At 35.8% G+C, this 16160-nt stretch carries 11 protein-coding genes; all 11 read right to left on the bottom strand.

Annotation, left to right across the window (positions count from 1 at the left end):
- Positions 1-11: 11 nt before the first annotated feature.
- Entirely contained in the window at positions 12-3404 is a 3393-nt protein-coding gene (locus tag ACZ5R4_RS19975; RefSeq protein WP_464367887.1) for a glycoside hydrolase family 2 TIM barrel-domain containing protein, read from the bottom strand.
- A gap of 13 nt (positions 3405-3417) precedes the next feature.
- Positions 3418-4101, bottom strand: a complete 684-nt coding sequence (locus tag ACZ5R4_RS19970) for a YesL family protein (RefSeq protein WP_054859839.1) — start codon at positions 4099-4101, stop codon at positions 3418-3420.
- A gap of 89 nt (positions 4102-4190) precedes the next feature.
- Positions 4191-4976 carry a Nif3-like dinuclear metal center hexameric protein gene (locus ACZ5R4_RS19965; RefSeq protein WP_054859838.1) on the bottom strand — a complete coding sequence of 262 codons (786 nt, stop codon included), beginning with the start codon at positions 4974-4976 and terminating at the stop codon, positions 4191-4193.
- Positions 4977-5081: 105 nt separating this feature from the next.
- Complete coding sequence (locus ACZ5R4_RS19960) at positions 5082-6716, bottom strand: ABC transporter substrate-binding protein (protein WP_464367886.1); 1635 nt, start codon at positions 6714-6716, stop codon at positions 5082-5084.
- A 90-nt stretch (positions 6717-6806) separates the two neighbouring features.
- On the bottom strand, positions 6807-7679 hold the full coding sequence (locus tag ACZ5R4_RS19955; protein ID WP_054859837.1) for an ABC transporter permease subunit: 873 nt from the start codon (positions 7677-7679) through the stop codon (positions 6807-6809).
- Between the two features lie 11 nt (positions 7680-7690).
- Positions 7691-8581: an ABC transporter permease gene (locus ACZ5R4_RS19950; RefSeq protein ID WP_245902281.1), complete on the bottom strand. Its 891-nt coding sequence runs from the start codon at positions 8579-8581 to the stop codon at positions 7691-7693.
- 401 nt (positions 8582-8982) lie between these two features.
- Positions 8983-9876, bottom strand: coding sequence for a carbohydrate ABC transporter permease (locus tag ACZ5R4_RS19945; RefSeq protein ID WP_109983851.1), 894 nt, complete (start codon positions 9874-9876; stop codon positions 8983-8985).
- Positions 9877-9918: 42 nt separating this feature from the next.
- Positions 9919-10881 (bottom strand): ABC transporter permease, encoded by a 963-nt coding sequence (locus tag ACZ5R4_RS19940; protein WP_245902261.1) that lies wholly within the window; start codon positions 10879-10881, stop codon positions 9919-9921.
- 82 nt (positions 10882-10963) lie between these two features.
- Positions 10964-12643 (bottom strand): ABC transporter substrate-binding protein, encoded by a 1680-nt coding sequence (locus tag ACZ5R4_RS19935; RefSeq protein WP_277678336.1) that lies wholly within the window; start codon positions 12641-12643, stop codon positions 10964-10966.
- 182 nt (positions 12644-12825) lie between these two features.
- Positions 12826-14574, bottom strand: a complete 1749-nt coding sequence (locus ACZ5R4_RS19930; RefSeq protein ID WP_277678335.1) for a sensor histidine kinase — start codon at positions 14572-14574, stop codon at positions 12826-12828.
- A complete protein-coding gene (locus ACZ5R4_RS19925) occupies positions 14571-16118 on the bottom strand; it encodes a response regulator transcription factor (RefSeq protein ID WP_464367885.1) in 1548 nt (515 codons plus the stop codon). Before ACZ5R4_RS19925 ends, ACZ5R4_RS19930 begins: the two co-directional genes overlap by 4 nt.
- Positions 16119-16160: the final 42 nt, after the last annotated feature.

Below are 16160 nucleotides of genomic sequence, written 5' to 3'. Positions count from 1 at the left end.
CTAGTTCAGCATTATTCAAAACGAAACCATGCAAAATCAAACTTTGATCCAGGTAAAAATATAAAGCTAACCTTTTGAACTCCCGTTATTTTGTCTATGGAAAACACTTTAACCTCATAACCATCTGTTTGGTTAAATTCTACAATTTGATTTGTATCCTCTTTGTCTCCTGAAAAATGAACGTGAATCGTGTTCTTATCAATTGAGGAATTTCCACATATCATTAATTTAGTTGTACCCTTTTCCGTAAAATCAAGCTCATCGAATTCTAAGGTAACATTGTTCCCAATGCCTTCCACACCTTCCTCTGTCAATGTATAGGTATCCCCATAGATACGGTCCATTTCTGTTGCGTTATTTTGTTCGAACCCGCGATTTTTCGGTTCAAAGGAAAAACCTTTGATATGAACCTTTTGTTTTAAAACAAAACAGATCGATGTGACGCCTTTTAATCTCTTCGACAGGTGATAGGTTTCCTCCTGATAAACATTCCATTTGGATTCCTTTTGATAAATAACATCCGCTACGAGCTCACTACCTTGCTCTTCTGGCATTCCTTCCCATATCTCTATTCCGTATTCCTCACTTGATAGTGCAAAAATTGGGATGGTGATCATATCTGAGCCATAAGATCCGAAGTCAATATCACGAAATCCTACATGGGTTTCCCCATCTCTACTTGTTGCAACACCACGCTCATTACCATTCCCGAGGTCTCCTTTACTATAATCATATAATCCAGCGGAGATGAATTGATACGGATTTTTATAAGCTGTTCCAAGTCCTGTTGCTTTCATCTCTAATTCAGAGATCAGCGTTGTATGATTGGTACCATTTTTACTAGTACATCGAACACGAAAATCCCCATCACCTAATGCTATTATTTTTGCTTTCTTCCCATTTGATTCAATTTTTGCAATATTGGACTCGACACCGATATCTGTCACAACACTCCATTCCACATCATGGTAGGAGGTATTGGCTGGATAAAGCTTTGCCTCGACCTCAATCTCTTTTTTATTAGAAGTAAAAAACTGACCTGCTTCACTAATAAGCTCTATCTTTCGCAATGGTATTTCTGCTAGATTTCCCATAACTGGTGGAATGTCTTTATTTTCCATTGATGCAGATATTCCCAAGACTTCTTCTTCAGAAGCTATAGCTGTAAGCTCGATGAACTTTGGATCCATCCCTTTTGAGGTAACCTTGACTTCTATTTTTCCGGGATCTAGTGTAGCGGCAAGGATAGCCATTAGCTTTCCACTAAAAAGCCTTCTGCTCTTTCCTTTATACGAGTCATAATCTGTGCTATCTCCATTATCAAGACCTACTAGCCTAGCTGCACCATTTACTTCCACTTCTACCCGATTTGTGGCATTTTCTACAGGATTACCCTTCTCATCCTTCATCCCAATTTCGATAAAGATCAAATCCGTGCCATTTGCTATTAATGTTTGTTTATCTGCCTTCCATTGTATCTGACTCGCATCACCAAATGATCTCCTAACATCTGTTGCAATTACATTCCCTTTCTCATCATAAGCAATTGCTTTGATTTCGCCTTCTTGGTAGGCAAGCTTCCACCACCCGGTAATCTCCTTAGCGTGTTTATGATCGATTTCAAAGATACCTATTCGCTTACCATTATGTTGTAATTCGACTCTTGGCGCATTAGAACATACTCTTATATCGATGATCTGACCAGGATTAAAATCCCAATACGGAAATAGATGAACCATTGGATGCTTTTTATAATCGCTCCAAGCCGCTTGGTAAATATAATAAGAATCCTTTGGAAAGGTTGCTGTATCGATTTGTCCTAAATAAGCATTCTTCGTATGGTAAGGAGTTGGTTCTCCAATATAGTCAAAACCTGTCCAAATAAACGTACCAAGTGAAAATGGTGCATCTCGGTCTGCGATAATACATGCCTCCGATGATTTAGCACCCCAGCTCGTGGAGCTATTACCAAGGGCAGAGCATTGCTGATCATCATCTGCTAGAATCGATTTCTCAAAGGGAAAATGGTAAATCCCTCTACTCTGAACTGTTGATGCTGTTTCACTTCCATATATAATCCAATCAGGATGCTCCTGATGATGCTCATGATAATATTTTTCTGCATAGTTATAGCCTGCTAGCTTGACAATATCGGCACATTTTTGGGCATTCTCCCAAGGCATATAATTGGAACCAATCGTTACTTTAGCATTTTCCTTCGGATCAAATTTTTGAACATATTCTGTTAGCATTCTAGTAATCTCTTGTCCTCTTGCATTTGCGTGGGTATCATAAATCTCATTTCCAATACTCCACATCAATAAGCTAGGATGGTTTCGATCTCTTCTCACCCAGCTTTTTACGTCTTGAAATGCCCATTTCTTAAAGTATCTAGCGTAGTCATAAGGAGTTTTCGATCTTTCCCACATATCAAAGGCTTCACTTATAACAAGAAAACCCATTTCATCAGCTAGGTGCATGAGCTCCTTCGCTGGCATATTATGTGCGGTCCTTATAGCATTAACACCCATTTCCTTTAGGAGTTTAAGCCTTCTTCTGAGGGCCGTTTCATTAAAGGAAGCACCTAATGCCCCTAAATCATGATGCTCACATACCCCATTCAGTTTCATCTTCACCCCATTCAGAATAAAGCCTTTATTTGGGTCTAACACAATATTTCGAAAGCCAATGGAATGCGAAATTGTCTCCACATTTGATTGATTAATTTTTAAAGTAGTAACTAATCGATAGAGATTTGGATTACCCATACTCCACAAATAAGGATGTTGGATTTCTAGACATTGTACGTTCCGATCGCTCTCAGTCTGTTCGGAAGTCGAGGCAATCTCTTTTCCCTGATAATAAAGCGTATGCGTAAGCTCTGCAGTCTGAACAAGGGAAAGCTCTGTCTCGATTTCAACATGCCATTCGTTTTCGCTTGATGTTGTTGTAATATATACACCATCTGTTGGAATATGATTTTTGTCTCTCTTTTTCAACCAAACATTACGATAAATCCCAGCGCCAGAATACCAACGACTATTTGGGCTTTGATGAACGACTTTTACGAGGAGTTCGTTTTCACCCTCTACTAAAGCATCTGTAATATGATGTTCAAACGCGGAATAACCATATTTCCATTCACCGATAAATTGTTGATTGACATACAGAGTAGAATCCATATAGACCCCATCAAAGTAGAGTAGAATATCTTGATTATTTTTTTCATAAAAAAATTTTTTACGGTACCACCCAATACTATTCTCGTATAGATTCATGGAATCATATATAAGCCAATCATGTGGTATATCTACTGGCTTAAAATCTAGCTTTTTAGCATCTGATACATTTAAGCTACTTTTTGCAAAGGTCCAACCATCATTAAAGAGCATCTGAGTATTCATATTCCGTTCCTTTCTATTCTTGTTTGACAAAGCTAACTTTCACATCATCAATAATTGGCTTCGTATTCATCATTAAAAACCAAGTAACTAAGCTAGTGATAAAAATAAGAATAAAATCTGTCGTAAAAAACATGAGCACGATTGTAAGAAAAACAATTCCCAAATTACCTGTCGTAATTTTTATGCGTGTAAAAATATAGTAGATAGATAAACGATAAATATCCCTTATTCTAAACTTATAGTGGGTAGTAATTACAAGCACGTAGAAGGTAAAGATCGTCAGCAATAAAAGAGCAACTAAAAAAATGCCGTTCAAAATTTGGTAAAATACAGTAGGATTTTGATTGAAATATTGGATATCAATAACTAATATAAAAAATGTCATTAAAATCGGTATCCACACCTTCATTACATCTAAAAAATTCTCCCTATATGCCTTCCAAAACTCCGCAAATGGAGCGATATCTTTGTCACGCACTAGTACTCCTAAACTATGAGATAATGCTGCAAAGGCAGGCCCTGATGGAATAAAGGCAATAAAGTAAAAAATCGCATTAGATATACTCGGAATAAGGAGCATAAAGGCAGCAAAGAATAATAGGTTGGTAAAAATAAATAACATATTGAGGACCAGCAACCAGTATACATAATTGGAAAAACGATAAAATCCACCTTGGGAGTATTGGTTTGTATTCATTTATAAAAACCCTTTCATTTATGTATTTGTCAGATGTAAACTAGCTCTTCTTATTTATTTTACTATGAATTCCCTGACAATAGGTGATTTTATTTCCATTTAATACATTGTTCGGTTGCAATAAATTCAACTGGAATCGTTGGGAATCTTTTTTCTATTCGCTTTGCTAAATATCGCATTCCTGATTCTTCACTTTCTAAATGGCCTAATATAATAGCACCAATGCGATTGCCTTGGTTATTAGCATCACGAATATACTCAGGAGTTTCCCATTCAGGTCCTTCTCCATAGATAACAAGATCTACTTGATCTACTTCAAAAGCAGGGATAGCCGTTAATCCTCCACCTCTATAACCTACCAACATAGCAATTCGACTACAATTCATGGATAAATCGCCAACATAACGAACTGTAGAGAGATTTAATTTATGTTTAACATAATCTATCACATCACTTAGCTTCCGTTTTGGAATTTGAATGATCGTCGCTATTTCTTTATGTTCCTCCACATCATCCATCCAATCAAGATGGTGTAGTAGGCCTTCCATAATACCATCTGGTTGGTATTCATGATGGATCGCATCATGAAGTCGATAGATCGCTATACCAGAGGATTGAATAAGCTTCCATTTCTTTTGACCAACCCCACTCTCCACTACTTGATCACCATCGTGTTGAAAGAATACACCCTCATGACAAATTAATAAATTAACTCCTTGTTTAATAGCTTGCTTTATTACTTCATATGTCGGCATAAAACAGATGGCTATTTTTTTAATTTTATTATTTTCGTCTCCAAATTTCAGGGTATCCACTGTATTTTCTATCGGGTTACTCGTCAGCTCGTTCACTACTTGTCGAATCGTCCATTCCATTTTCTTCACCTATTCCAAATTTTAACTATTTAATCCAAAACTTTTGAAAACCGCTTATAGAGGAAAAGGAAACATAACACAATCGTATTATGTTTCCAGATAACATTATTTATTTTCTTGATACACTTGGTTTGCTAGTTCTACATATCCTTGAACATTTTTCGCTTCTATTTCTTTCACATATGCATCCCATTCATCTAAACTTCTTTCACCAACAATAAATTTAAGTGTGTTTTGTGTCACATGGTCTTTTAATGGTGTACTGATAAGGGACGATTGTTCTAATTGCATGGCATCATATTTGATTGGTGGGTCTGGTAAGACGAGTTCTTTTGTTTCATGCATAGCATTTTGGAACTCAATCTCTTCTTCACTAAACATGGAGTGAAGTAATTCAGTAGGACCACCATAGGAAAAGTTTCCTCCCGAGAATCCATAATCGATTTGAAGATGATTTTCGGCTTCTGGATTCATCCCTCTAAAGGTCACATCTTCTGCCAATTGACGTTCTCCGTTTTCCTTCGAGTAAGTTTCGCCCTCTACACCCCATTTAGCAAATTCCAAGCCTTCATCACTGTACATGAGCCAGTCAATAAATTGCAGCATTGCTTCAAAATTAGGGTCATCCTTCGCGTTAGCGGAGAACATAATACCATTTTCTAATTTAGATCCGCCCATCAAATGACCAGCAGGTCCGCCTGGTACGACAATTTTCTTAATCTCATAATTGTCAGCACCTAAGGTTTCATCCATCGTCGTACGATATTGCGTCAAAGTTTGACCATTTGTATTAATTACAAAGGATTTGCCACTTGTGAATTTTTCAATTGCTGGGTCATCCTCTTGTGTTACACTCTCAGGGTCTAACAAGCCTTTCTCTACTAAGCCATGAAAATATTCTACCATTGCCCGATATTCATCCGTTGTCGGGGCAAATATAAACTCATCAGATTCTTCTACATAAGTAAGCATATTACCGAGGCCCCAACCTGCCTTCGTGCCAAAAGTAACTGCAGCAATATTTAATGTACTATCCAGTTTAAATCGATCAGAAAATGGAATAACGTCTGGATATGCTTTTTTCATTTCTTCAAGCATTACTTCGACTTCTTCCCATGTTTCCGGTTCTTCTAGACCGAGTTCTTCTAAGATATCTGTTCTAACAGCCAAGCTATAATCTGGCCATACTTTTTCATGCACCCCTGGAAGGACGTAATATTTCCCATCTTGTTGGCGCAAGCCTTCAAGGAATGGTTCAATTTCCCACTTTTCCACCTTTTCTTGGTAGTGTGGCATCAAATCAACGTAATCACTAATCGGCAAAATAGCTCCAGAAGATACAAATGGTGTTTCTTCCCCTGGGTATGTTTTTGGGATTATATAAGGGGCATCCCCACTACTGATTAGCAAACTTCTTTTCTCCGTATAATCACTCATTGGTACAGAAGTTAATTCTAATTCCACATTGGTTAATTCCTTAATCTTATCAAAAAACAACCAATCATCCTTTATCGGATAATTCGGATGATCACTAAATAGAGAAGTAAATGTAACCGGTTCTGTCGCTTTAAAGGTATCACCAACTCCATAATCCTCCATTGCTGCACCAGATCCTGATTCACTCGAACCTTCTTCACCCTTACCATCTCCATCAGATTCCGCATCATTACACGCTGCCAATAGACCTAGAAACAAGATAAACATAAGTGCTAACATCCATTTTGTCCAATGCTTTTTCACTCTTTTTCCCCCTCTATTTGTTTAAAAGTTGAATGGTCGTTTGCTAAAACAGTTTTCCGTTAGGGATCACCTCCTTAAAACCTATCTTCATTAACCCTTTACTGAGCCTAACATGACACCTGAAACAAAATATTTTTGAATATAAGGATAAACTAATAAAATCGGTAAAACAGTTAACACCATAGTTACTGATTTAATGTTGGCAGAGATTTGAACTAAATTATCAGCACTCGTCGCACCTGTTCCAACACTCGCTTCTGCGCCTTTAATCATATTTCTTAAGTAAATCGATACAGGAAACAATTCTTTTTCCGTAAAATAGATAAAGGCAGGAAACCAGGAATTCCAGTGGGTAACAGCATAGAATAGCATCATGGTTGCTAGAATCGGTTTTGACAATGGCAAGACAATTTTAAAGAGAATCCCGAATGTACTTGATCCATCCATAATCGCCGCTTCTTCCAATTCATCCGGTATATTTTCGAAAAAGGTCCTCATGATTAACATGTTAAAAACACTAATCGCATTCGGAATAACAATTGCCCAAATAGAATTACCAAATCCTAAAGAGGTTACGAGTACATAGTTTGGAATTAATCCCCCATTAAAGAACATGGTAAAAACAAAGAACATGGTTAAAAATCTTCTACCTTTTAAACGCTTTTTCGCTAACGGATAGGCAATCATTGTCGACAAAACAAGCGATATTAATGTTCCTATCACCGTATAAATGACGGTGTTCTTATAATTAATCCAGAACATAGAATCAGACATAATCACCTTATATGTCTCCATATTAAAGCCCTTTGGCCATAAGCTAACCTTCCCTGCATTAATATAAGCTTCAGAACTAAATGATTGTGCTACAATATTGAAAAATGGAAATAAAGTAACAAAAACAATCAATAATAAAACCGTCACATTAAAGATTTTAAATAGTTTATATTGCCAAGACTCTTTCATCTAGATCCCCCCTACCACAAGCTGTTGTCAGTTATTCGACGTGATAAATAGTTCGCACCAAAGACTAAAATTAAACCTATGATTGATTCAAATAGACCTATAGCAGTACCATAACTAAAGCTTCCAGATTCAAGACCAACCCTGTACACATAAGTAGCAATGATATCTGCCGTCTCATATGTAAGTGGATTGTAGAGTAGTAATACCTTTTCAAAGCCAATTTGAAGGAAATTCCCAATATTTAAGATTAAAAGCACCACAATGGTTGGCAATATTCCAGGAATCGTAATATGGATCGTTTGCTTCCATCTATTTGCCCCATCAATTCTAGCTGCCTCATATAACTCTTCATTAATTCCAGTAAGTGCTGCTAAATATAAAATCGCTCCCCAGCCTAGTCCTTGCCATAAGTCAACGCTTACAAAAATGGTCCTAAACCATTCTGGCATCTGTATAAAATTAACCTTTTCTAGACCTAGGAAGGAAAGCAAACCATTGATTGGACCATTTAATGCTACTAACTCGAATACCATACCTGCAACGACTACTACCGAAAAAAAGTGTGGTAAATAAGAAGCTGTTTGAACAAATCTTTTAAACAATCGGTTCTTTACCTCGTTCAGCAATAAAGCAAAAATAATCGGAGCTGGAAAAGTAATAATAAGTAATAACAGCGCTAATATTAATGTGTTAGCAAAAACATTATAAAAGGTTGGATCACTAAGAAACATCTTAAAATAATGAAATCCTACCCACTCTTCCCCGATAATATTTCCACCAGGAATAAATCTTCTAAACGCAATAATATTTCCAAACATAGGAACATATTTAAAAATGATTAAGTAAACGATTGGAATAATAATGAGAGAATATAGCTGCCAATCTTTTAAAACTACTCTCATACCACTTTCTCTCGACAATCTCCATTTTGATAATCTTGTTTCAGGATTTTTATTCGTTTGCTCCATTCCATCTCCCCCTTATGTAGCTTCTGTCAACAAAGAAAAGGCTTACATTAAAATGAGTGTAAAGTCATTTTCTCTTATTTTTTGTTAAACCCTAGTATGACTAGTATGCTAGTTAAAACAAAATATTCCTTTACAAAGAACTCATCTGCACTTTGTTTAATCGTTGCACTTATTATAAATCGAATATTTTTATTTGTCAATATACTAGAATGGTAGTATTTTATTTTTTTTATTAGTTAGTTAGAGAGCAGGATCAAGGATAATCAATATTTATGGAATAAAAGAAAGCCTCGAAAAGAAATATTTCTTTTCGAGACTTTTTGTAATAAGCTTATCTATTTTACTGCTCCAAGTGTCATCCCTTTCACAAAATACTTTTGCAAAAATGGGTAAACTAAAATAATTGGAACACTTGCAACAATTGTCATCGTCGCTTGAATGGATTTCGGTGTAACTTGATTAGATCCAGAATCCGATGAGTTAGCAAACGCTGACGCCATATCTCCACTTGACGTAGTACTAGAATTTTGTAAGATTTTCATTAATTCATATTGTAAAGTGGTTAAATGTTCATTACTCGAATTATATAAGAAAACATCAAACCATTGATTCCATTGAAATACTGCCACAAATAAAGCCACTGTTGCAAGTACAGGTAAAGACAGTGGAAGAACAATTTTAAAAAATATTCGAAAATCCCCTGCCCCATCGATCCTTGCTGATTCGAAAATACTTTTCGGCAATCCTTCGATAAAGGATCGCATGATGATAAGGTTAAATGCACTAATGAGTGTAGGTAGTATATACACCCAAAATGTGCCTATTAACTGCAACTCTTTCATCAGTAAAAATGTTGGTATTAGCCCACCATTAAAGTACATTGTCATAATAAAGATAATAGTGACAGATTTTTTGAACATAAATTTTGGTTGTGCAATAGCATAAGCTACCATTGCAGTACAAAGTAATCCGACCCCTGTACCAATAAGCGTTCGTAAAACCGAAATAATAATCGCCTGAATGACAGCTGCTTCTTCGAATACATGTGAGTAATTATTCCATGTGAATTCTCTTGGCCATAGATATATTCCACCTTTTACTGAATCGGTTGCATCATTTAAAGAGATAGCGATCTGGTTTAAAAAAGGATATAGCATAACTACACATAAAAGAACGAGGAAAATAACGTTACAAGTATCAAAGATAACATCCTCTCTTGTTTTTCCCATCCCGCTTTTTTGAAGCTTCCAAAATTCCAATCCACACACCTCCTAGTAAAGTCCGCCTTGGCCCATTTTTTTAGAAAAGGAATTCGCTGCGATCAAAAAGATAAAACTAATAATTGTTTTAAAGATCCCAGCTGCAGTCGCTAGCGAAAAATTAAACATCGATATCCCATACTTGATAACAAAAACATCGATATTCTCGGAATACTCCACGTTCATTCCATTTCCTAATAGGTATTGTGGCTCAAAACCTGATTCCAAAATATATCCAATATTCATAATTAATAAGACAACAATAACGGACTTCATTCCAGGAATAGTAATATGACGAATTCTTTGCAAACGAGAGGCACCGTCTATTTTGGCAGCTTCATATTGTTCTTGATCTATCATCGAAATTGCTGCCAAGTAAATAATCGCATTCCACCCTACATTCTTCCATGTTTCAGCAGCACCTAAGATTCCCCAAAAGTATTCCCCTACTCCCAGCCATAAAATGTCTTCCTTTATAAGTCCTAAACTAGTTAACAGGTCATTAAAGATTCCATCTATGGATAATACGGAAGATACTAATGCAGCCGCTACAACCCAAGACAAAAAGTGTGGTAAATAACTAATCGTCTGGACCACTCGTTTAAATTTAATATTTGATAATTCGTTTAATAGAATCGCTAAACCAATGGCTGTTACAAACCCGAGTACTAAATTAATAATACTTTGAGCCAATGTGTTACGAAGTACCCCTAGAAATCTATCGTCAGTGAACAAAAACAGAAAATGCTTGAAAGCGACCCATTCCTGTTCGGAAAAACGAAGAGCTGGCTTAAAGTCTTGAAAGGCCATAGTCCAGCCCCAAATCGGTAAATATTTAAATATAATGACCCATATGACAAATGGTATGGTCATTAATAAAAGGGTTTGCTGTTGTTTACATTTACGTAAAAAAGCCTTTAAACCTTTTTCTTTCTTTGGAGTAAGTAGTACATCGGACGTTGTTTCTGATTGCAAGATTAATCCCCCTTTGCATAGCTAATATGTTGGATATGGAAAAAGGAGAAGGCTGCAATAAGTCAGCCCTCCGCTTTCGAAATTATTCGACACTCTCTACAAGCTCTACTTTTCTTTTTACCGAATCAGTAATTACTTTTTCATACTCTTCAGCAGGCAATTGAGAAAATTCTTTCTTATATGTTTCCCACATCGCATCAAAATCACCTGGCTCTGCGAAAATCATTTCAGGGAAAGCTTTCAACATTAAATCATTTGCCTGTTGTTCATAGAGAGCTGCCTGGGAACCAGTTTCTATCGGTGTATCCCATGCAGGGAACCAAGGTCTTGAATCAGGCTCAGAGAAATGCTCTGTGAATGTTTCAATTCCATATGCATTCAAGAATTCTTTGTCTCCTTCATCATAGCTTAAAGTAGCTACTTCCGGCTGACGGCCTGGCTCAACCGCATTTCCATCATCAAATTCACCACTCATTCTTGGCCATCCCCATTCAAAATAAGTAAAGCCAAATTCCTCTCTATAATCTGTTTTTGATGTTTGTTCAATTTGCTCCTCTGTTCGGTAATAGCGCCCATTCTCATCAATCTCATAATGCTCTCCTTCTATTCCCCACATAATCAATTTTTGGGTTTCGATTTTCGCAATATGATCTAAATATTTAATGATTCTTATTTGATCTTCTTCAGGTGTACCGGTAGTAATACCCATTCCAGGGGACGCAACATATGCTACTGGATCCAAATATTGATCTTTTACGCCTTCATCAAATACGATAGGGAATCCCATATAATCATTGTAATAATCTTCATCCTCGCCTAACGCGTTAGTGGATTGACTTACTTGCCAGCCATAATCGAAAAATCCAAGCACTCTTCCAGAGGTTATTTTTGCTAAATATTCATCATAGTTTTGCGTAAAAGCTTCTTGGTCGAACAATCCTTTATTGTTAATTTCATTTAATTTCTTTAGCCATTCCTTTGTCATATCTTTATCGTTATAAACGGTTGCCTCGAGAGAATCCATATCAACCGTTACCCCTCCGTCATTTGGGAAACCAGCTAAATGCATTGGTTGATTCGTTAATGCAAAAAATCGCCAATCATGAGTTAATGCTGTAAATCCGATAGTATCGGCACCATCTATCTTCGGGTGCTTTGCAGCATATTCTTCGATAATACCGAAATAATCCTCTAACGTTTTAGGCTGTGGATAGTCTAATTCCTTTAATACAGAACGTTTAATCCACCAAGCTCCTTGATTCAGATTAGCAGGTTTAGCATAACCGTGAGGAGCACCTGAAGAAATCAAGTAAATATTCCCATCCTCACGCTTCATTAATTCCCAGTATGGCTTATACATTTCATAGAGGTTTGGGGCATGTTCTTTAATAAGATCATTTAATGGCACAAAGCCTCCTGCATCTATAACAGCATCTGTTGACTGCTCTGCATTTAACAATTCCGGATACTCACCACTTGCAATCATTGTTCCTATCTTTTGATTAACATCACCAACGATGTGCTCGATATCAAAATTGACACTTGTTTCTTCCTCGAACATTTTTCCTAAGGTTGTTTCCGATGTATTAATATCTGTTCCTGGTCCAGAAGCATCAAAAAAGTCATACGTAAATACTTCGCCATCTGAATTTTCATCACCATCATCATTCGTATTACTTGATGGACTATCATTATTACATCCTGCAAGCATAAGCATAGTGACTAATAAAAAAACTATAAAATAAACCCACCTCTTTAACATAACTAATTACCCCTTTCACTTTTTATTTTTCTGTAAGCACTTTCATTTTAGCGTTTTATCAGTTCTTTTATCACCCATAAAAGTTTAGAAAATACTTTGAAAATTATAGATGTCCATCATTGACCTTCCAAAATATGCGTATCCTTTGATTAAAATCAAAGAATACGCATGATGGATTAGAATTACTCTCGATCGGCTTGTCGAAATAAAGGAATCGATAATTTAATTTCGGTTCCATGTTGATAGCTACTTTCCAAGGAGAAATCAAATCGTTCACCATAGTAAAATTTTAAGCGCTGGTAAACATTTTTGATTCCAATGCTGTCACCAGTAATCTCTTCTTCTGTTAATGATTGAATAATTGCTCTGTATTTCTCTTCTTTTATCCCAATTCCAGTATCACTGACCATACACGTTAACAAATCCTTATCAAGGTGAAAAGAAATATCAATCTTCCCTTTTTCCTTTACAGGTTCTATCCCATGAATACTAGCATTTTCCACGAACGGGATGATTATCATATGAGGAATCATCATATTCTCTACTTCCTCCGGTAGATATATCGAATAACTCATCTTATCTCCGAAACGGTATTGTTGAATGTTAAGAAAGGATTCAATTAATTGCACCTCTTCCTTCACTAGCACCCAATCTCTTCCCCAAGTAAACGAATTCCGAAGTAGCTGCGCAAGATTTTGGATGATGGACGCTGTCTCGTTTTCTTCTTTTAGAACACTCCGCATCCGAATTGTTTCCAAAACATTAAACAAAAAGTGGGGATTGATTTGGCTTTGAAGTGCCTTTAATTGTGCTTCTTTTTTTTGTAACTCTACATCCTTCTTTTGAATCGTGACAAGATAGACATCTTGGATTAAGTCCTTGATCTTCATTGCCATTCGATTATATTCCGTTGTCAGGACTCCAATCTCATCTTTATATTCTTCTCCTTTGATAATTTCAAAGTTTTGGTTTTTCATCTGACGCATTTTTTTCAAGATTTTATTTAGACGAAGATGAATATTTCCCGTCATATATATGATAAACATCGAAGGAATGATGAAATTCCAAATAGCAAGGTAAAGAATAAAGAATCGAGATTCTCGAACCTGGTCGATCAGGTTATTTTCTGATAAGACTCCTACTAATGTCCAGTTATTTAAATATTGAGTGTGGTATTGATTGCGTATGATCGTTGCCCTGTCAGATATCGCTACATCTTCAAAAAGCAAAGATTGATCCTCCCATTCAATGCCCGAATCATTAGAGTATTCAATAATACCATTGTCATTGATTAGATAAAGATTTCCTTCAAATGTCGCATTGTTTAAAATAAGTTCAATAAAGCTCTGATTGAGATGTATCATTATAATATTTTCGTACAGGGAATCCTTTGTGTTTTGATCACGAACGACAGCAAAATGATCTCTTTTTCCTTCTTTCATAATCGTTGTGACAGCAGGATAGTGCTTTCGTTTCTCATTAGTAAAGGTATACCAATAGGATCCTTCCACTGAGGGGTCAATCGCAAATATCCCTCCAGCAGTAATAACAGAGGAATTATCTGTATATAGATGAATAGATCGAATAGTAGAGTATACTGGAGAATATTTATTAATATCTCGAAAGTATTTATTATAGGCATGGATAAAACCTATCGGACTCTCATAATCCTGGCTTAACAATTCCGATACGTATGGATCAGAATACAAGATGGATGCAACTCCTGCTGCATCCTCCACTCCTTGTTTAAAGCTATTAAAAATTTGAGTTAATGCTAACTCGTTATCTTGTCTTTTCTGCTCTTTTACGTTCTCTGAAGTAACATAGTAAAAGATAATATTCGTCAGTACAATTGGTAGAAATACAGAAATAAAATAGATCATAAGTAATTTATTGCGTATCTTAATATTATTAAAGTGTAAATCCTTCATTTCATTCCTCTTGTAATAATGAATTTTCTGTATTGTGAAGGTGTTTTTCCGGCCATTTTTTCGAATTGGGTAACAAAATAATCCGAATTATTAAATCCCACTTTTTCTGCAATTTCATACACTCTCATATCTGTCTGTCGCAATAATTTTTTGGCTTCGTCTATTCGAAGCTTTAAAAGAAAGTCTTTAAAATAAACTCCATACGTTTTTTTAAATAATTGCCCCATATACACAGGATTCATATAAAATTTATTAGCAATACTCTTTAATGTGAGCTCCTGATCAAAATGGGTAGAAATATATTTTTTTATTTCATGAATGGTTGCATGAACATTGTTTTGATAACATGAACAGAGGGTTTTCGAGCTCTCTACTAGAAAGTCGGTTACTAAGGATTGTAATTGAATAGCAGTAAGTGGCACACGTTCCCATTCTATTATTTGTTTAACATTAGAAATTCGTTGCTCTTCTCCTAATGAACCGCGAAGTAAGTCAAGTACATCGTGAATGACTCGGTTAATGACATGATGAATCGCATCTGCAGTCATTCGTTTTTTATTAAATAACGCCATCATTTCTTTCACCGCTTCTTTGATTCCATCCATATGATGTTCTTCGATTAATTCACGTAATTTAGTATAGAATGCTGCCTCTAAGTCTTCATTATAGATGGGTAAATGCTGAAGCTTTTGATATAGGAAGATATTGGTATGTAGGTCGATATATTTGTATTGGATCGTCTGATTGACAGATTGAAAGGATTTTTTTATCTCAGATAATTGCTTGATGGTTATGCCTACATAGATAAAAATCCCATCCATATCTAAGAAATGATAAAGATTATCTATAAATGTTTGAAGGTCTAAATCATTTCTCGTTAGAAATAGATCTGTTATACAAAGAAAATATTTTCCTGGGCTTAACTCAAACAATGCGGTACTTTCACTATAGGTGTATTGTTCTAAAAATCCATCGGTTTTTGTATAAATGTGATAGGCATCCTTATTTATACCATTCACTTCTATAATAATTGCCGTGAATTGATTAGCATGACAAAACATTAAATGTTGTGAATCAGATGTTAACAAATTATCCTGCTCTTGAAGTAGCCCTTTCACTAATGTAACCGTTAACATTTTTTCTTTATATTTTTTAGTCCTTTTTTCCGTTTCCAGCTTTGTTACAACTTTCTTTAGTGTTTGCTGGATTTCTTCATGATCTATTGGCTTTAGAATAAAATCCTGAACTCCGTAGCGTAATGCTTTTTGTGCATATTTAAAGTCATTGTAACCACTGATCACAATGAAATATGGTTTTGTTGAAAGCTTCTCATTTAAACTTTCTATTAAATCTAATCCATCTATTACAGGCATCCTGATATCTGTTATTACGAGATCTGGTGGTTCGATCATTATTTGCTCTAAAGCATCCTCCCCATTCGCTGCATCCCCACAAATGGAAAATCCATAATATTGCCAATCAACTAATTTCATCATTCCTTTTCGAACATAATGATCATCATCGACTAGAAAAACTTTATACATCTATTTCTCCCCTTTCTTTTATTAAACAAACATTCCAATTGA

The sequence above is a fragment of the Gracilibacillus sp. JCM 18860 genome, from assembly GCF_055395245.1.
This window is presented reverse-complemented; position numbering and strand designations above follow the sequence as displayed.